This is a genomic window from Guyparkeria sp. SB14A, assembly GCF_005096345.1.
GTDB classification, from domain to species: Bacteria; Pseudomonadota; Gammaproteobacteria; order Halothiobacillales; family Halothiobacillaceae; genus Guyparkeria; species Guyparkeria hydrothermalis.
The window spans coordinates 66,593-84,762 of sequence record NZ_SWAW01000005.1; the positions used below are offsets into that span (position 1 = coordinate 66,593).

The 18,170-nt window shown below is 68.1% G+C and carries 17 protein-coding genes; 2 read left to right on the top strand and 15 right to left on the bottom strand.

Annotation, left to right across the window (positions count from 1 at the left end; translation table 11 throughout):
• Positions 1 to 20 precede the first annotated feature (20 nt).
• On the bottom strand, positions 21 to 743 hold the full coding sequence (locus tag FAZ79_RS03575) for an MBL fold metallo-hydrolase (protein ID WP_247709485.1): 723 nt from the start codon (positions 741 to 743) through the stop codon (positions 21 to 23).
• Entirely contained in the window at positions 625 to 2,586 is a 1,962-nt protein-coding gene (locus FAZ79_RS03580) for a ComEC/Rec2 family competence protein (RefSeq protein ID WP_136866612.1), read from the bottom strand. The genes FAZ79_RS03575 and FAZ79_RS03580 overlap by 119 nt, the downstream gene beginning before the upstream one ends.
• Positions 2,587 to 2,635: 49 nt before the next feature.
• Here FAZ79_RS03580 and gloB point away from each other — a divergent pair, with 49 nt between their 5' ends.
• Both gloB and FAZ79_RS03590 read left to right on the top strand, forming a co-directional pair.
• A complete protein-coding gene (gene gloB / locus FAZ79_RS03585; RefSeq protein WP_169303554.1) occupies positions 2,636 to 3,445 on the top strand; it encodes a hydroxyacylglutathione hydrolase in 810 nt (269 codons plus the stop codon).
• Positions 3,446 to 3,468: 23 nt separating this feature from the next.
• A complete protein-coding gene (locus FAZ79_RS03590) occupies positions 3,469 to 5,019 on the top strand; it encodes a LysM peptidoglycan-binding domain-containing protein (RefSeq protein WP_136866614.1) in 1,551 nt (516 codons plus the stop codon).
• Positions 5,020 to 5,384: 365 nt separating this feature from the next.
• Here the strand turns inward: FAZ79_RS03590 and FAZ79_RS03595 are convergent, their stop codons facing one another.
• From FAZ79_RS03595 to flgK, 13 genes are all read right to left on the bottom strand, one after another.
• Positions 5,385 to 6,212: a TatD family hydrolase gene (locus tag FAZ79_RS03595; RefSeq protein WP_136866615.1), complete on the bottom strand. Its 828-nt coding sequence runs from the start codon at positions 6,210 to 6,212 to the stop codon at positions 5,385 to 5,387.
• Positions 6,213 to 6,255: 43 nt separating this feature from the next.
• Positions 6,256 to 6,609 carry a PilZ domain-containing protein gene (locus FAZ79_RS03600; RefSeq protein ID WP_136866616.1) on the bottom strand — a complete coding sequence of 118 codons (354 nt, stop codon included), beginning with the start codon at positions 6,607 to 6,609 and terminating at the stop codon, positions 6,256 to 6,258.
• A 111-nt stretch (positions 6,610 to 6,720) separates the two neighbouring features.
• Entirely contained in the window at positions 6,721 to 7,770 is a 1,050-nt protein-coding gene (locus tag FAZ79_RS03605) for a hypothetical protein (protein ID WP_169303555.1), read from the bottom strand.
• A complete protein-coding gene (gene tmk, locus FAZ79_RS03610) occupies positions 7,760 to 8,395 on the bottom strand; it encodes a dTMP kinase (RefSeq protein ID WP_136866618.1) in 636 nt (211 codons plus the stop codon). Before tmk ends, FAZ79_RS03605 begins: the two co-directional genes overlap by 11 nt.
• On the bottom strand, positions 8,392 to 9,393 hold the full coding sequence (gene mltG / locus FAZ79_RS03615; RefSeq protein ID WP_169303556.1) for an endolytic transglycosylase MltG: 1,002 nt from the start codon (positions 9,391 to 9,393) through the stop codon (positions 8,392 to 8,394). The genes tmk and mltG overlap by 4 nt, the downstream gene beginning before the upstream one ends.
• A 33-nt stretch (positions 9,394 to 9,426) precedes the next feature.
• A complete protein-coding gene (locus tag FAZ79_RS03620) occupies positions 9,427 to 10,368 on the bottom strand; it encodes an aminotransferase class IV (RefSeq protein ID WP_136866620.1) in 942 nt (313 codons plus the stop codon).
• Positions 10,365 to 11,816 (bottom strand): chorismate-binding protein, encoded by a 1,452-nt coding sequence (locus FAZ79_RS03625; RefSeq protein WP_247709482.1) that lies wholly within the window; start codon positions 11,814 to 11,816, stop codon positions 10,365 to 10,367. The genes FAZ79_RS03620 and FAZ79_RS03625 overlap by 4 nt, the downstream gene beginning before the upstream one ends.
• A 99-nt stretch (positions 11,817 to 11,915) precedes the next feature.
• Positions 11,916 to 13,163, bottom strand: coding sequence for a beta-ketoacyl-ACP synthase II (gene fabF, locus FAZ79_RS03630; protein ID WP_136866621.1), 1,248 nt, complete (start codon positions 13,161 to 13,163; stop codon positions 11,916 to 11,918).
• Positions 13,164 to 13,303: 140 nt separating this feature from the next.
• Positions 13,304 to 13,543, bottom strand: coding sequence for an acyl carrier protein (acpP, locus tag FAZ79_RS03635; protein WP_058575544.1), 240 nt, complete (start codon positions 13,541 to 13,543; stop codon positions 13,304 to 13,306).
• 149 nt (positions 13,544 to 13,692) lie between these two features.
• Positions 13,693 to 14,451 (bottom strand): 3-oxoacyl-ACP reductase FabG, encoded by a 759-nt coding sequence (gene fabG, locus FAZ79_RS03640; protein WP_136866622.1) that lies wholly within the window; start codon positions 14,449 to 14,451, stop codon positions 13,693 to 13,695.
• A 39-nt stretch (positions 14,452 to 14,490) separates the two neighbouring features.
• Positions 14,491 to 15,417, bottom strand: a complete 927-nt coding sequence (gene fabD, locus FAZ79_RS03645; RefSeq protein WP_136866623.1) for an ACP S-malonyltransferase — start codon at positions 15,415 to 15,417, stop codon at positions 14,491 to 14,493.
• A 143-nt stretch (positions 15,418 to 15,560) separates the two neighbouring features.
• Positions 15,561 to 16,463: a flagellin gene (locus FAZ79_RS03650; RefSeq protein ID WP_136866624.1), complete on the bottom strand. Its 903-nt coding sequence runs from the start codon at positions 16,461 to 16,463 to the stop codon at positions 15,561 to 15,563.
• A gap of 21 nt (positions 16,464 to 16,484) precedes the next feature.
• Positions 16,485 to 18,146, bottom strand: coding sequence for a flagellar hook-associated protein FlgK (gene flgK, locus FAZ79_RS03655; protein ID WP_136866625.1), 1,662 nt, complete (start codon positions 18,144 to 18,146; stop codon positions 16,485 to 16,487).
• Positions 18,147 to 18,170: the final 24 nt, after the last annotated feature.

The window sequence follows — 18,170 nt, forward strand, 5'->3', positions numbered from 1 at the left end:
TGACAACAAATCGCGGGCGATCACGGGCTCTCCACGCCCGGCATCGCCGTCGGTCGGCGCCAGGCAAATGGCCAGCGCTCGGACCGCTCGGTGCGCAACTCGCCGCTTTCGATCCACAACGCCCCATGTCGATCGGTACGCCAGACCGAGGCCCCCGACGCGTGCCAGCGGGACACCACGGAATCGCGCGGATGATCCCAGCGGTTGAGGAACCCGGCACTGACCAGTGCATGACGGGCACCGGTGGCCTCGACGAAACCGGGCGTCGATGAGCTCGCCGACCCGTGATGCGGTACCAGCACGGCATCGGCCTTCACTCGCGCGTGGCGCCGCAGCCAGTGCTCGGCCGCCGCCTCGATATCGCCGGTCAAGAGCAATGACCCGGACGCCCCCTCCACCCGCAACACGCAGGAACGGTCGTTGGCCGAACCAAGCGGCGCACGCAGCAGCCTGAACACCACCCCATCGAGGTGCCACCGCTCGCCGTGCCGGCACTCACGCCCCTCCCCGCTGCCGGCGAACCGATCGCCGGACAGGCCGATCACGGTCGCGTCCGGAAACGCCTGGCGTATCGAGGCAAGCCCGCCGGCATGATCCATGGCCGCGTGACTGATCACGATGCGATCAAGCCGGGTCACGCCCACCGCCCGCAGCGCCGGCAGCACGATTGCCTCGCCGGTGTCGAAGCGGCCATGCCGGGGCCCGGCATCGTAGAGCAGGTCGTGCCGCGCGGTGCGTAACAGGACCGCCGCGCCCTGCCCGACGTCGAGCACCACCGCCGTGAACTCCCCGGTCGCCGGTCGCGACGGCCCCACGAGAATCGCCGGCAGCAAGAGCAGAATGGCCAGCCACTGGCCCGGAAAGCGACGCGGCAACCCCAACCAGATCACGCCAAACGCAAACAGACCGAGCGCGAGCGCCCCGGGCGCCGTGATTCGAGTCGGGGAAGACGTCGACCAGCCACCCGAGGACCGCGAACAACCCGGCGCCCAGCGCGTTGATCAACCCGATGGGCCAGGCGGCCAATGCGGGACTGATCGTGGCCAGGCCCAGGCTGAACAGGGCGAGCGGCGTGATCAGCATCGAGACCAACGGCACGGCAACGAGGTTGGCCGGCAAGGAGGCGAAGGCCACCCGATCGAACAGCCCCCAGGTCAGGGGGAGCAGCCCCAGCGTGAGCAGCCATTGCAGGCGGAGCAGCTCCCAGGGGCGCCAAAGGGCATCGCGCCCGCGAACGAGCACGATGATCAGCAGCACGGCGGCAAACGACAGCCAGAACCCCATGTCCAGCGGGGCGAACGGGTCGATGGCGAGCACGAGGATGAAGGCGACCAGCCACAGGTCGAGCAGGCGCCAGCGCCGCTGCATCAACACGCCAAGCAGCAGCACCGTGAGCATCAGGGCGGCTCGCAGGGTGGGAATCGACAGCCCGGCGATCAGCGCGTAGGCCCAGGCGGCGATGACGGCGGCCAATGCCGCCACCCGCTGGGCGGGCATGCCGCGGCTGATCGGCAATCGCCCCCAGAGCATTCGCAGCCACCAGGCGGCCAGCGCCGCCACCATGCCCACGTGCAACCCCGAAATCGCGAGCAGGTGGTTGGTGCCCGAAGCCAGCAGCAGCTCCCACTGCTCGTCACTCAGCTCGCCGCGATCCCCCAGGGCCAGGCCATGCAACAACGCCGCGCCTGCCTCCAGCGAGTCATCCGGCGCCGCGACGGCCGCCAGCCCCGATTTCAGGCGCTCGCGGGCACCGGCTCGCCAACGATCGACCCGTGCCCGCCACCCGTTTGCCGCCCCGAGGGCCTGCGGCTGGCGATCGCGTAGGTAGCCGGTGGCAAGGATCTGGTGGCGAAACAGGTAACGACGGTAATCGAAGCCGCCCGGGTTGGCATGGCCTCGCAATGGCTTGAGACGGGCCGTGAGCGCGTAGCGGGTGCCGGCGACCAGACCGCCCCGCTCGTCCGGCGGCGTGTAATCGCTGAGCTTGAGCCGCCCGCCCGATGGCAACTGCCGGCAGATCGAGCCGGCGCGATCATTGCCGTGATCGGCCGGCTCGGCTGCCTGGATGGCGAAAGTGAACCGACGTCGATCGGCGCGGTCATCGACCAGCCCGACGACGGCGCCGTCGATATGACAATCCACGCGATCGTCGAACGTCGGCGTCTGGCCCAGCAACGCCCCGACCGGCACCAGGGTGTGCAGCGCGCCCGCGAGGGCCATCGCCAGCAAGGCCGGACCATTGCGCCCCTTTCCTCTGACCCACAGCGCCGCGGCAACCACCCCGAGGGCCAACGCATGGGCCACGATTCGTACCGGCCACGCCCCGTCATCGGCACCAAGACCCGACGCGACCAGCAGCGGCCAGGGCAAGAACCAGGCGAGCAGCGCGCCACCCGCCCAGCCGGCCAGGAGCCAACGGGCGGCGATCGGTTTGCCCTGGCGCGGTTCGTTTCCGTGGCGATCACACGACCCGGGCGAGCCGTGCCGGTTGGTCGGTCGACATGACCGGGGCGACTGCCGCCCGTCATCAAGGGAAAGGTTGTCCATCGAGCCGCGTCCCTGCAGCGAGAATGGGGTTGCCAACATGCCCACAAAGGCATTCCTTGCCCTCGTCAGACTGCGTTACCATGCCGGCATGAGCACTGTAACCGCCCCGACCATCCATTGCATTCCCGTCCTCGCGGACAACTACGTCTGGCTGATCGAGGGGGCGGATCGCGCCACCGTGATCGTGGATGCCGGCGAGGCCGGCCCCATCATCGAGGCGATCGAGTCACGCGGTCTTAACCCCGTGGCCACCCTGATCACGCATCACCATGGCGACCACGTGCAGGGGCTCGGCGAGCTGACCCGGCGGTTCCCGATGCCGGTCTACGGCCCGGACAGCTGCCGACGCGTCGGGGTCGACACCGTCGTCGGCGAAGGCGACCGGTTCACGATTCCCCAGGTGGGCGAATTCGCGGTCATGGCCACGCCGGGCCACACACAGGATCACTTGAGCTTCATCAACGGTCAGGCGATCTTCTGCGGCGACACCCTGTTCACCGCCGGTTGCGGACGGTTGTTCGAGGGCACCGCGGCGCAGATGCTGCACTCGCTCGACCGGCTGGCCGACGCGGCCGATGCGATCGGTGACGGGGCGACGATCTACTGCGGTCACGAGTACACCACCGACAGCCTGCGGTTCGCCGCGCACGCCGAGCCCGACAACGCCGACATCGCCGCCCGGGTGCGCGAGGTTGCCGCCATGCGCGCGAAAGGAGAGCCGACGGCCAGCGCCTCGATGGATCTCGAGAAACGCACCAACCCGTTTCTGCGCATCCGCGAGCCGGTGCTGCGCCGGGCGGTGGAGGCCTACGTCGGGGAGACCATCGAGAACGACATCGAGGCCTTCGCCCAGTTGCGCCACTGGAAAGACGACTTCGACGGCCTGGCCCGCCTGTGACCCGCTGAAGGAATCCTGCACGAATGCCAAGCCACTCCCTTCCCGCGCTAACCACCCGACTGCCGACCCAACTGCCGACCCGGCTGCTGCGTGGCCTGCTCCTGCCGGCGCTCGTCCTGCTCCTGCACGGCTGTGCCGCACTCGTGCCACCCGCCGACCGTGATGGCAGTGAGGCGCGCGAGTCCAGCCGGCCGGGCTTCTCCACCCTGCCGGCGATCAGCCGCCAGGGAGGCGACGGCGAACCGGCCACCGATCACCGCCACGACCTGTGGGGCGCGGTCGCCAGCCGCTTCACGCTACCGATACCGGACAACGCGCGGGTGGACGCCGAGATCCGCCGCTACGCCCGCCACCCGGAGTACCTGCGCGAGGTCAGCCAGCGCGCCGAACCCTATCTCTACATGATCGTGGAGAAACTCGAGGCGGCGAACCTGCCCCTGGAGCTGACCCTACTGCCGATCGTGGAGAGCGCCTACCTGCCGCAGGCCCTGTCATCGAGCTCGGCGGCCGGCATCTGGCAGTTCATCCCGTCGACCGGCACCTACTTCGGGCTGGATCGCGATGCCTTCTACGACGGCCGTCGCGACATCGAGGCCTCCACCGACGCGGCCGTGACCTATTTCAGCCAGTTGCGCGGCATGTTCGACGACGACTGGCCCACCGTGATCGCCGCCTACAACGGCGGCCAGGGCACCCTGCTCAACGCCATCCGGGAAAACGAGCAGCGTGGCCGGCCCACGGATTTCTGGAGCCTCAAGCAGATTCGCAAGGAGACCCAGGACTACCCCGCCCGGCTGTTCGCGCTGGTGCGCATCTTCTCCGAACCGGAGAAGTACGGCTTTACCCCGCACGCGATCGAGAACCGTCCCGCGCTCGCCCAGGTCGAACTCGATCGCTCCGTCAGCCTGGTCAAGCTGGCCGATCTGACCGGCATGGACCACGACGAGCTCTATCGCCTCAACCCGGGCTTCGGTCGCTCGATCACCGGCGACACGCCACGGCAACTGCTCGTGCCGCGCGAGGCACGCGGGCGCTTCGACGTCGACACGCTCAACTCCGCGGCCAGCGCCGCCGAGGACTGGCAGCGCTACACCTTCGTGCGCGGCGACAGCTTCTACCGCGTGGCGCAACGCTATGGCAGTTCGGTCGACGAGCTGCTCGCGATCAACCGCCGCCAGGACGCGGTGGCCCGCCCCGGCCAGGTCATCCTGGTCCCGACCGGGCGCGTGGATCGCGCGATCGCCTCGGGCAACGCCCGCACGCACACCGTCCAGCCGGGCGAATCGCTCTGGGCGATCTCGCGCCAGCATGGCGTCAAGCTCGCCGAGTTGCGGCGCATGAACGCCTACGGCGACAACCCGGTCCTGCGCCCGGGCGACAAGGTGATCATCGGTGCGACGATGGCCAGTGACGACCAGGGCGCCCCCTCGAAGTACGTGGTCCAGCCGGGCGACACGCTCTGGCAGTTGGCCCAGCGGTTCTCCACCACCGTCGAGGAATTGACCGCGCTCAACCGCATCGGTCCCGACGCCGCCCTCAAGCCCGGCCAGGAGCTGCGGGTGGCCAGCAACTAATCCGCCGCCGACTAGGAGTTACTCCCCAGACAGGAAAAGGGCCCTCACGTCAGACACGGGGGCCCTTCTTCACTTGGGAAACTCTGCACGAATGCCATACCGCTCTGCGTGCCTTGAGCCGGGCAGGTGCAAGGCGCTCGTCCGCCGCGGAAGAGTCATTCTCTTTCCAAGGACGACAACGCAGCATATGCCCGGCTCAAGGCGCGCCCGGCGGGGCTTGGCGAGTCGCCCGTGCTCCGCGTTGCGATGCCTTGACGTGGCCACCGGCACGCCGGCGACATCGCGCCTTGATCACGAACGACTCGCCAAGCCAGAGTGGCATGGCATTCGTGCAGAGCTTCCCTTGCGCGTTGCCGCCCGGGGCGTCAGCCGGTCGCCAGCCCCAGCCAGCGCTGGGCGTTTTCGCGTGACCGGGTCGCCATTTCCGGCAGGCTCTCGCCGCGCAGGTCGGCCAGCATCTCGGCAACATGCCGCACCCGGATGGGGTTGTTGGGCTTGCCGCGGTACGGGACCGGTGAGAGATACGGCGAATCGGTCTCGATCAGGATCCGGTCACCGGGCACTTTCTTCGCCACCTCGCGTAGCGCGGCGGCCGACTTGAACGTCACGATGCCGGAAAACGAGATGTAGAAGCCGAGGTCCAGCGCGCGGCGCGCGGTTTCCCAGTCCTCGGCGAAACAGTGCATCACCCCGCCGCATTCCTCGGCGTGCTCGCGCTCGAGCACGTCCATCGTGTCCCCCGGGGCTCCGCGGGTGTGGATGATGACCGGCTTGCCCACCGCCTTGGCCGCCTCGATGTGATTGACGAAGCGATCGTGCTGCCAGCGCTCGCCTTCCTGGCAGTGGAAGTAGTCGAGCCCGGTCTCGCCGACCGCGACGATGGAATCGGCGTGCCGGTCATCGCGGATCGCGCGCACCAGCTCGTCGGCCGGGATTACCGCGCCGGCATCGTCCGTGGGATGCAGGCCGTAGGAGAGGAACACCTCGGGACGCTCAGTGCGCCGCTCGGGGTTGCCGGCAAGGTACGGCGAGACCAGGTCGGTCATCGCCGGCCAGGTCGACGGCTTGATCGACACGCACAGCATCCGCGTGACCGATTCCAGCCAGGCGGTATGCATGAAGCGGTCGAAGTCGTTGTCGAAGGCGTCGAGCTCCACCCGGTCGAGGTGGCAGTGCGAGTCGAACAGTTGCATGGTGCTCCGAGAGAGATAACAGCGATCGGCGCGCGGCGGCGCGTCACATGGTGTAGGTCGGCGTTTCCTTTTCCAGCGCGCCGGCGAGGTAGGTCTCGATCTGCTGGCGCGTGCGGCCCTGGTCCATGCGACCGAACTGCACGCCAATGCCGGCCACCTTGCCGCCCTGCGCGCCCTGCGGGGTGACCCAGATCACCTTGGCGGCCACGGCCAACCGCTCGGGGCTGCCCATCAGGGTCAGGGTCAGGAAGATCTCCTTGCCCATCGGGATGTGGGTGTGCCCCGGGATGAACAACCCGCCGTTCTTCACGAACGGCATGTAGGACTTGTAGAGCGTGTCCTTGTCCGGGATGTTGTGGTGGATCATGCCTCCACCCAGGCCGCCTCCTGCTGCCATTGCACGCTACCTCGTCACACGGTTGTCGACCCGTCCGCGCGTGGGGCGCCGGCCGGGTCGTGGGTCAGTAATCCAGTCCGAAGTCTACCGGGAATCGCCGGTAGGCCGAAGTCAGCCGACCGGCTCGAGACGCCGAGCCAGACGCGGGTCGACCAGGTCCAGTGCCAGCTGCTCGACCGAAAGCTCGGGGTGCAGCGGGTGCCCCGCCTCGCGGGCGAACTGGATCAGTCGGGTCTGCACCGCGAGCCATTGCTCGCCGTCGTGGGCACGAGCCAGACGATCGAGCATCGGCAGCAGGGCGGCCGGCACCGTGTCGGTCAGCCCGGCCTGGCGGCGGGCGACGGCCGGCCAAAGCCGCAACAGCCAACGGGCCAGCACCGGGCGTGGCGTGGCCAGCCACGGGGCGATGGCGGCAAGCGGCGAGCGGGGCTCCTCGGCCAGCCGCACCCACGCCTGCGCTACCGCCTGCCAATCGAAGGTGGGGTCCGTGCCGTCGACCAGGGTGGGATCGTCGATAAAGGCCAGCAACTCGGCCCGCTCGGGCGAACACCCCGTGGCCTGCCGCCACCAGGCGGCCAGTTCGTCGGGTCTCGGCTCGCGCAGGCGCACCCGCTGCAACCGCGAACGGATCGTGGGCAGCAACCGGTCGACCTGCTCGACCGTGCAGAGGAACTGCATCGATTCCGGCGGTTCCTCGAGGAGCTTTAGCAGGGCGTTGCCGGAGGCGCGGTTGAGCCGTTCGATACGCTCGACCAGGACCAGCCGCATGCGGCCGTACCGGGTGATGAACGCCCCGTCGATCAGGGCGCGGATGGCATCGACCGGGATATCGCGGTGATCGGGATCGTCGGCCAGCCGATGCAGGTCGGGAAAACTGCCCTGCTCGGCCTGGCGACAGGCCGGGCACTCGCCGCAGGGCCAGCCTTCGCGGGGCGCCTCGCAGATCAGGCGGCGCGCCAGCGTCTCGAGCAGCGCGGTCATGGGCGCGCCCAGACGGCCATGCAGCAGCAGCCCGTGCGGCAGGCGCCCGGCGGCAATCATCCGCTCGAGCTGCGCCCAGGCATCGTTCAGCCAGCCGGCGCTGCGGATGGTGGCCGGATCGCTGACCAACCGCTGCTCGGCCAGGCCCGAGAGATTGCCTTCCGGTGCGTCAACCGCCATGCGCTGCCTCCAGTTCGGTCTCGATTTGGGCACGCACCTCGTCGAGGGCGCGCGTGGCATCCACCCGCCGGAACCGCGCGGGTTCGCGCTCGCTGAGTGCCTCGAACCCGTCACGCACGCGCTCGAAGAAATCGAGCGTCTCCTGCTCGAATCGATCGGCGGCCTCGCGGCTCGCCGCCCGTTCGAGCCCCAGCGCCACCGGCACGTCCAGCCAGAGCGTGAGCCCGGGGTCACAACCCGCGTGTGCCACCTCGGCCAACTGGTCGATGGTCGCCATCGACAGCCCGCGGCCAGCGCCCTGGTAGGCGCGGGTGGAATCGGTAAAGCGATCGCAGACCACCACCTTCCCGGCCGCGAGGGCCGGACGGATCACCCGCTCGACGTGCTGGGCACGCGCCGCAAACATCAACAAGAGCTCGGTCGAAGCGGCTACCGGCTCCTCGCGTACGGCCTTGAGCACCGCGCGCAACTCCTCGGCCAGTGGGGTGCCGCCCGGCTCGCGAGTGCAGAGCACCGTCTCGCCACGGGCCTCGAACCAGCCACGCACGAAGGCCATGGCGGTCGACTTGCCCGCCCCTTCCAGCCCCTCGAGGGTAACGAAACGCGGCGAGGTGGCGGCGGTCATGGGCGTTCTCCCTGTTCTCGCTTGATCGCCCGCCAACGCGCCACGGCGCGGTTGTGTTCTTTGAGCGTGCGCGAGAACGCGTGCCCGCCGCTACCGTCGGCCACGAAGTACAGCGCATCGGTCTCGGCCGGCCGGGTCGCGGCCGCCAGCGAGGCGCTCGACGGCAAGGCGATCGGTGTCGGCGGCAGCCCGTCGCGGGTGTAGGTGTTGTAAGGCGTGTCCTCGCGCAGGTGCCGGCTGTACAGGCGTCCGTCGTAGTCCTTGCCCATGCCGTAGATCACGGTGGGGTCGGTCTGCAGGCGCATGCCGCGCTTGAGCCGATTGACGAACACGCCGGCGACCTCGCCACGCTCGCCCGACAGCCCGGTTTCCTTCTCGATCACCGAGGCGAGGATCAGGGCCTCGTAGGGGTCCTCCAGCGGCAGGTCGTCCGCTCGGGCCGCCCAGGCGGCGTCCAGCGCCTCGCGCATCTGGTCGAAGGCGCGTTGGATCAGCGCCCGGTCGGTGGTGCCGGACGGGTACTGGTAGGTATCCGGGAACAGCCAGCCCTCGAGGTGCTCCACCGGCAGATCGAGCGCCTCAATCACTGCCGACGGCGTCAGTTCGTCGAGCGTGCGCCGGATACGCGGCGCCTCGGCCAGCTGGTCGAGAAAGGCCTGCGCGGTGACGCCTTCCGGCACGGTGAACCGGTATTCGATCACGTCACCGGCGACCATCCGATCGAGCAGGGACGCCAATCGGTCGTCGGGTCGCACCTCGTACTCGCCCGCCTGGATCGAGCGTGCCTGGCCCCGAAAGCGCGCGGTCCAGTCGATCACGCGCGTCGGGATGGCCGGCTGCACCTCGTGGATGGCCGCGGCGATGGCCGGCATGGACTGCCCCGGTTCCACGGTGAGCGTGGTCGGCGCCTCGGCAAGCGGTTTCTGCCAGTAATGCACGGCCAGTCCCGTTCCGACCAACAGGCCCGCGAGCAAGCCCATGCCGGCTGCCCAGATCAAGAACACTCCGATGGCTCGCCGCATCCAGAACTCCTAACGCTCGATCGATTGGGGTGACGGTGGGGTCGGGCACGCCGCCTCGCAGGGGGCGCCGGACTCCGCGAGGGCAACCCGCCCCCAGCAACTGTCGGCCATGGCCTCGGACAAGGTCGCCGGCCACGGGTTCTGTCGGGGGCGCATTGCCCCCGCCGGTGGCTGCCAGCAGCCTGCCACCGATTCGAGCCCGTCGGCGGGTGGGCCATCGACGTCGGGCAGCGCCCGCCCGAGCAACCAGCCGACCGGTCGCCAGGCCGAGACGGCGTTGCAGAGAAAGGCCGCCTCGGCCAGGGCAAGTCGGCCCGGGGCGCAGGGGGTCACCCGCGCGTCCAGCGTCTCGATCCACCAGGCACGGCGCGTGCCGGCAATGGCCCCGCCAACCAACGGCGGGGTATGCCAGCCCCCGCGTTCGCGCCAGAACAGGTTGCCCATCGTACCGGAAACCACGCGCCCGGCCGGGTCGAGCATCAGCCCCTCGCGCCGTCCCGCGGGCAGCGACTGCTGGGCAAGCACCTGCGAGAGGCGGTTGAGGTGCTTGAGACCGCGCAACGCGGTCACGCCCTCCACGATCACCGGTACCGGGTCGAGCGCCAGTGGTTCCGTCGGCACCGGCGGCAGCGGCCCGACGGTAGCCGTCACCGTCAGCGCGGGTTGCTCGGGACGCCGGTAGCCACGCGGGCCGCTACCGGCGGTGACCACGAGCTTGCACACCCCGGTTGTCCCGTGATCGCTCGCCCCGGTCTTGATCGCCTCGTCGAGCACCGCGAGCACCTGGTCTCCGGACGGCTCGGGCAGGCCGAGTCGCGACAGCCCGCAACGCAGCCGGGCGAGGTGATCGTCAAGCCGGGCCACTCGCCCCTCGTGGACGAACAGCGTCTCGAACAGGCCATCGCCGAAGGCGCAGCCCCGGTCGTTGACGGCAAACCCGGCCGCGTTCATCCGACCGGCACCCCGGCCGCCAACGCTGCCTCGCCGCCCAGGGCATCAAGTACGCCGCGGGCCTTCTGGTAGGTCTCGTCGAGTTCGCGCGCCGGGTCGGAGTCGGCCACGATGCCGCCGCCGGTGCGGAACTCTCCCTGCCCGTCCGGGGCGAGGAACAGGCTTCGAATCAGGATGTTGCTGTCCATCCGGCCGTGATTGCTCAAGTAGCCCAGGCTTCCCGTGTACGGCCCACGCCCGGTTTGCTCGAGCTCGGCAAGGATCTCCATGCAGCGCACCTTCGGGCAACCGGTAATGGTGCCGCCGGGAAAGCACGCCGCCAGGGCGGCCAGTGGCGAGGCGGCCGCCGGCAGTCGCCCGACCACGTTCGAGACCAGGTGGTGTACCTGGGCGTAGGACTCGACCACCATCAACTCGTCGACCTGCACCGAGCCGGGCTCGCAGACCCGGCCGAGATCGTTGCGCTCCAGATCGATGAGCATGACGTGCTCGGCACGCTCCTTGGGGTGGGCCTGGAGCTGCTCGATCAGCTCGCGGTCGCGCACCGGGTCCGGGTCGCGTCGGCGGGTGCCGGCAATTGGCCGGGTCTCGGCGCGTCCGTCGGCCACGCGCAGCAATCGCTCCGGCGAGGAACTGACGATCTCGCCCTCGGGTTGGCGATACCAGGCGGCGAACGGGGCGGGGTTGCGGCGACACAAGGCATCGTAGACCGCCGCGGACGACACCCCGAGGGCCAGTCGGAAACGCCAGGCATGCGACAGGTTGGCCTGGAAGACGTCGCCGGCGAACAGGTAGTCGCGCACCTTCGCCACCCGCTCGTGGTGCGGCGCCCCCGCCGGGGCCTGGAGTTCGGCCAGCTCCACCGTGCCGCCACGATCGCTGCCGGCTGCGCCACGGGCCTGTTGCCAGGCCGTGATCAGGGCCCCGGCGAATGCCTCGCCCCGGGCGCTGCCATCGTGCACGACGATGTCCTCGCCGGTCACGTGATCCCGCACCAGGGCGGCCGGGTGATATTCGGCGATCGCGCGCGGAAAGCCGCTCTCGGCGCCGAGGGCGAAGGCCGGCAGGTCGAGGGTAGGCTCGATCTCGGCGGCCATCTCGTAGGCGAGGAAGAAGCTCCAGCCACCAAGGAAGGGAAATTCCGCTGGCAGGTTCTGCGACGCCAGCCAGTCACTGGCATCGAACGATGCCGGCAACGGCTGGTGACGCGAGACGGCCTGCTGGAAACGCTCGAGAAAGCGGGGCTCGTCGCTTGCCGGCGTTGCCGGGGCGCGGAGCCGTTCGTCGACCGCGGAAAACAGGATCGACCAGCGGCTCAGCGGGCCACCGGCGGTCACGCTTTCGAACAGGTGGCTCGCGCGATCCCCCGCATGGGCCAGCACCACCGCGAGCGGTGGCGGTACCCGCTGCGGGTCATCGTTGAGGCGATGAATGACGGGTGGGCTCACGGGCGGTTCAGGCAAACGGTGAACGAGGGATGTGCCATGTCGACGGTCTTTGAGGAGACCGCCGAAAGCCAGATGCGATCGAACGCCGCACCGTGGCCATCAGTCGACCGAGCGGCCGAAGATCAGCGTGCCGTTGGTGCCGCCGAAGCCGAACGAGTTGGACATCGCCACCTCGAAACCCTCGACGCGGCGCGCCTCGTGCGGCACGAAGTCGAGGTCGCAGTCCTCGGAGGGGTTGTCGAGGTTGATGGTCGGCGGCAGGATCTGGTCGCGCAGGGCCAGCACCGAGAACACCGCCTCGATGCCGCCGGCCGCGCCCAGCAGGTGGCCGGTCATCGACTTGGTCGAACTGACCGGGCAGTTGACCGGCTGGTCGCCGAATAGCGACTTGATCGCATGCACCTCGGTGCCATCGCCCGCCGGCGTGGACGTGCCGTGGGCGTTGATGTAATCGATGTCGGCCGGGGACAGGCCCGCGTCCTTGAGCGCGGCGTCCATGCAGCGGCGGGCACCGTTGCCGTCGGTGGCCGGCAGGGTCATGTGGTAGGCATCCGAGCTCATGCCGAAGCCCTTGAGCTCGCCGTAGATGCGCGCACCACGGGCCTGGGCGTGCTCGAGCGACTCGAGCACCATCACGCCGGCGCCCTCGCCCAGCACGAAGCCGTCGCGGTCGCGGTCCCAGGGGCGCGAGGCGCGTTCGGGATCGTCGTTACGGGTGGACAGCGCCCGCGCCGCGGCGAAGCCGGCCACGCCCAGCGGCGAGACCGCGCCCTCGGTACCGCCGGCAATCATCACGTCGGCATCCCCGTAGGCGATCAGGCGCGCGGCCTGGCCGATGCTGTGGGTGCCCGAGGTGCAGGCGGTGACCGTGGCGAGGTTCGGGCCGCGGAAACCGTAGCGGATCGACAGCTGACCGGAGGCCATGTTGATGATCGCGCCGGGGACGAAGAACGGCGACACGCGTCGCGGCCCCTGGTTTTCCAGGGCGAGCGTGTTGCGCTCGATGCCACCCAGCCCACCGATGCCGGAACCGATGAAGGTGCCCACCCGATCCAGATCGAGCGAGTCGCTGACCAGGTCCGCGTCCTCGATCGCTTCGATCGACGCCCCCAGGGCGTAATGGATAAACGGCTCCATCTTCTTCACGTCCTTCGCGGGGATGAACGCGGTGGGATCGAAGTCCTTCACCATGGCGGCGAACTTGACCGCCATCTTGTCGGTGTCGAAGCGATCGATGGGGGCCGCACCCGACCGGCCGGCGAGAATGCCGTCCCAGGAATCCTTGACGTTGTTCCCCAGCGGGGTCACCAGCCCGAGGCCGGTAATCACGACGCGACGTTTGCTCATGCTGTTCTTTCCAGTTCGATTGGTGGACACCACCAAGTAAAAAACCGCGATCGACCTCCTGTGCAGAAGGCCGAAACACGGTTTTTCAGTTCACAAGCCCGGACACCCGGCCAGGGCCTGCGAAACGCACAAGGGCCGAATCAGGCGTCCTTGTGGTTATTGACGTAGTCGATGGCCTGCTGAACGGTGGTGATCTTCTCGGCCTCTTCGTCCGGAATCTCGCACTCGAACTCTTCTTCCAGCGCCATGACCAGCTCGACGGTATCCAGGGAATCCGCGCCGAGGTCGTCAACGAATGAAGCTTCATTGGTGACTTCTTCTTCCTTGACGCCCAACTGCTCTACAACAATCTTCTTGACGCGTTCTTCAACGGTGCTCATTCGTATCGAACCTCTTCTGGTACAAACACTGTTCAATTAAACGTTTTGGCCCGGCAACTCCGGGCCAACACTGCCCGGCATTCTAGTGAAAACCGACCGGCAGGCCAAATAAAAATGCCCATTCGCGGCAAGGCGCGCCGCGACGGGGCTTATGCCATGTACATGCCGCCGTTGACGTGGATGGTCTGGCCGTTGATGTAGCCGGCCTCGGGCGCCGCCAGGAAACGGACCGCCGAGGCGATCTCCTCGGGCTGACCCAGGCGGCCGTTGGGGATGTTGCCCAGTAGCGCTTCTTTCTGCTTTTCCGGCAGATCGCGGGTCATGTCGGTCTCGATGAACCCGGGGGCGACCACGTTGACGGTCACGCCACGCGGCCCGATCTCGCGGGCCAGCGACTTGGAGAAGCCCATGATGCCGGCCTTGGCCGCCGCGTAGTTGGTCTGCCCGGCGTTGCCCATCGAGCCGACCACCGAGGCGATCGAGATGATGCGCCCCCAGCGGGCCTTGGCCATCGAACGCATGACCTTCTGCGACAGGCGGAACACCGACGTGAGGTTGGTCTGGATGATGGCGTCCCAGTCGTCCTCCTTCATGCGCATCAGCAGCGTGTCGCGGGTAATGCCGGCGTTGTTGACCAGCACGGCGACCGGCCCGAAGCGCGACTCGATCGCCTTGATCACCGCGTCGACCTGCTCGGCGTCGGTGACGTCCAGCGCCATGCCCGCGCCACGCTCGCCCAGGCGTTCGTCGATGGCGGCCGCGCCCTTCTCCGAGGTGGCCGTGCCGACGACCGTCGCCCCAGCGGCAACCAGCGCATCGGCGATGGCCGCGCCGATGCCGCGCGAGGCGCCAGTGACCAGGGCAACGCGGCCGTCGAGGTTGGCAAATTGAGTCGCTTGTTCAGACATGGGGATTCCTCGTGATGATTCGTGTTCGATCGGGCCGGCTTACTCGGCGCCCAGTGCCTTTTCCAGGGTCGCCTGGTCGAAGACGGCCTTGGCGCCCATCTGGCGGTCGATGCGACGCGCGAGGCCGGTGAGCACCTTGCCCGGACCGAACTCGACCTGGTCGCCGGCGCCCATGGCCTGCATCGCCTGGACGCAGGCGACCCACTGGACCGGACGGAACAGCTGCTCGATCAGTGCCGTGGCGATGGCCTCGGGCTTGTCGTGGGTCAGGGCATCGACGTTGTGAATGACGGGGATCTGCGGGGGACGGATGTCGACCTGCGCGATCTCGGCTCGCAGCTGTTCGCCGGCCTCGCGCATGAGCGAGGAGTGCGACGGCACGCTCACCGGCAGCAGCACGAAGCGTTTGGCACCCGCCTCGCTAGCGACTGCCTCGGCCCGCTCGACGGCGGCCCGGTCACCGGCAATCACTACCTGGCCCGGGGCATTGAAATTGACGGCCTCGCAGACCTCGCCGTCGGCGGCCTTCTCGCAGACGCCGCGCACCGCCTCGTCCTCGAGACCCAGTATCGCGGCCATCGCGCCCTGCCCTTCGGCCACGGCCGACTGCATCAGCTGGCCGCGCCGGGCGACCAGTGCGACGGCGGCTTCGAAATCGATGGACTCGGCGGCGACCAGGGCGGCGTATTCACCCAGGCTGTGGCCAGCCAGCGCAGCGGGCATGGCGCCGTCGTTGCGGCGCCAGATCTGCCAGGCCGCCACGTCGGCGGCCAGCATGGCCGGCTGGGTGACCTCGGTCCGGTTCAGGTCGGCGGACTCGCCCTCGGCCACGAGTTTCCAGAGATCGTAGCCAAGCACATCACCGGCACGATCAAACACCGCCTGCGCGATATCCTCGTGCTCGCCCCAGCCACTGGCCATGCCGATCGACTGGGAACCCTGTCCTGGAAACACCCCTGCAATCATGGTCTCGCCTCACCGTTGAAAAACGCGGGGATGGTATCACAGCGCCACGGGACGCCGACGGATGGCCACAGCGACGAACGGCCAGACGCGAAAAACCGACGCCCGGAAGCGAGTCGCGGACGCCGGCGACCATCGCGGCCCAATTAGAGATTATTGAACAGCGATAGCTGCTGGGTCTTGGCCATGCTCTGCTGGGTGGCCTGAAGGGTCAGGTAGTTCTGGTTGAGGCGGGTGATGGCCTCGGCGAGATCGGTGTCCCGGAGTTTCGAGATCGATTCCTTGTTGCTGAGGCTCCAGGCGTTCTGGTCATCGCGCAGGCGTTCGAGCTTCTTGAGGTCGTTGCCCATTTGCCCTTGTGCGGTGATCACCTGATCAAGCACCGCATCCACATCGGTCTGCAGTGCTTCGTATTGGGTATCGTCACCCGCACGCACGGCTGCCTCGAGCTCGTCGATGACCTGCAACGCCGACCGCCCGGAGGTCGGAGAGGTGTTGAAGATGTCCGTGGCGACCCGGCTGACGGTCACCGAATCGGATTCCCCAACACGCAGCTCCACCGCCCCGGTGTTCTGGGTAGCGGTGTTGAGCTGATCCTGACCGGCCGGGTCATACGGGATCTGGTTCGCACGCACGCCCGAAAAGACGTATTCGCCCCGCTCGTCCTTGGCATTTGTCTGCTCGGCCAGGGCGGACCGCAACTCGGCCAGCTCATCCGCCAGCGCGCCACGACTCACTCCGTCATTGACGGCATTATTGGCCCGTATCGCGATGTCGCGCACGCGCTGGAGAATATCGGTACTCGCCGCCAGACGGGTTTCTTGCGCCTCGATCTTGCCAGTCGCCATGTCGTTGCTGCGCAGGAACTGATCCACGCGCGCCTGCTGATTGGTCAGCTGACTGGCCTGACCGAAGGCCACCGGATCGCGATCCGCGGTACGCAGCTTCACGCCGGTGGCGATGTCGGTCTGCGCCCGGATCATCTCAGACTGCTGCCGCTGCAGGCTTTGCAAGCCTTGCTGGAAAATCAGTGACGTGGAAACGCGCATCGTGTAGCTCCCGAGCCGGCCTTAGCCGACGGCATTGAGAACGGACTGGAACAGGTTGCCCGAGATGGAAATGCTTCGAGCCAGAGCCTGGTATTGCTGCTGGTACTTGAGCAGGTTGGCGGCCTCTTCGTCGAGATTCACGCCGGACACCGACTGTTGGCGCGCAACCAGGTTGTCCAGCGAGGCCTGAGCCGACTCGCCCTGCATTTCGGCGGTGCGCGCCACCGAGCCGGCATTGCTGACAGCGGAGGACAGGGCGCCACCCAGCGTCTGCCCATCCGCGGCACCGGCACCGGTCTGCCCCACGAGGGTGCGATTTGCCAGCTCGGCCATCGCCTCGATCTGGGTGTTATCACGATTGCCCAACGAATTGCCGCCACCGTCGCCCCCGGCGGCCGCCACGTCCCGGGGGTCAGCCAGGGTTGTCTCGATCTGGCCGGCCGCACCGGCAGCCGGGTCGATGTACAGCACATCGCCCACTTCCGGGGTGCCCGAGAACGTGATGTCCAGCCCCGGGATCGCGGTGGTGCTGCCCCCCGAACCAACGCTCGCCAGTTCCGTGCCCGGGTCATCCTGACTGCGAACACTCCAGTTCGTACCATCGAAGCGCGCCTCGTAGCGGGCATCGGTCAGGAGGGTCGCGTCCGCGATACTGCCCGAGGCGGAACCGCTGCCGTCATTCCGACCATCCACCGAAACACTGGGCGAGAAACCACCAATAGCCGTGAACAACGGCGTCCCGGCGTTTCCGTCCAGATCGTAGCCGGCCTCCTGAATCGCGTTCGCTTCCTGGGCCAACACCAGGGCGGCACGCCCCAGCTCGTTGCGCAGCGGCGTGATCAACTCGTTCTGCGTCTCGATCATACCGCCCAGCTGGCCGCCGGTTACCCGCTCGGTGATCGTCTTGTCGCCGATCTTGACCGTCAGCCCCGCGGCCCCGTTGATCGCCTGGAACTCGGTGGCTGCGCCGCCTGTGACCAGGGATTGCCCCGACCCTACCGCCAGGTTCAGCGAACCCGCACCGTCGTCGTTCACACGAATGTTCACGCGCTCGGCAATATCACGAACCAGCTGGTCGCGACGATCGAGCAGGTCATTCGGCAAGGCGTTCGGATCCTGGGCGTAGGCCCGGCTGATCTTGTCGTTCAGGCTGGCCACTTCCTCGGCGAAGGTGTTCACCTCGCGGGAGATTGCATTCGCCTGCTGCCCAATCCGTGTATTGAGGTCGGCAAGACGGCCGTCTAGCTGGTTGAACCGGTCGGTGAGCGCCGATGCCTCGTTGAGGTAGGCCTGTCGTGCGGTGATATCGGTCGGGTTGGCCGCCACATCGCTCGCCGCCCCGAAGAAGGCCTGGGAGCTCTGGGCAATACCGGACTCGGTATCTCCGAGCACGGTGGTTACCTGGCTGGCGATGTCGCTGACGAACTGGAGCCGGCTGTTGTCACTGGTGACGTCACGCAACTGGCTTTCGACGTACTGGTCGAAGCTGCGCGTGATCGACTGCACCTGCGTGCCCGTCCCGACGTAGCCGTTGCCCATGAACTGCGGCGTCCGGGCACTGAGGTTGACCGTCTGCCGCGAGTACCCCTCGGTATTGGCGTTCGAGACGTTGTGCCCGGTCGTCGTCAGTGCGCGTTGCACCGCGAGCAGGCCGCTGACCGAGTTGCTGAGGATGTCCGCCATGATGAGGCCTCGAAGGGTTTACTG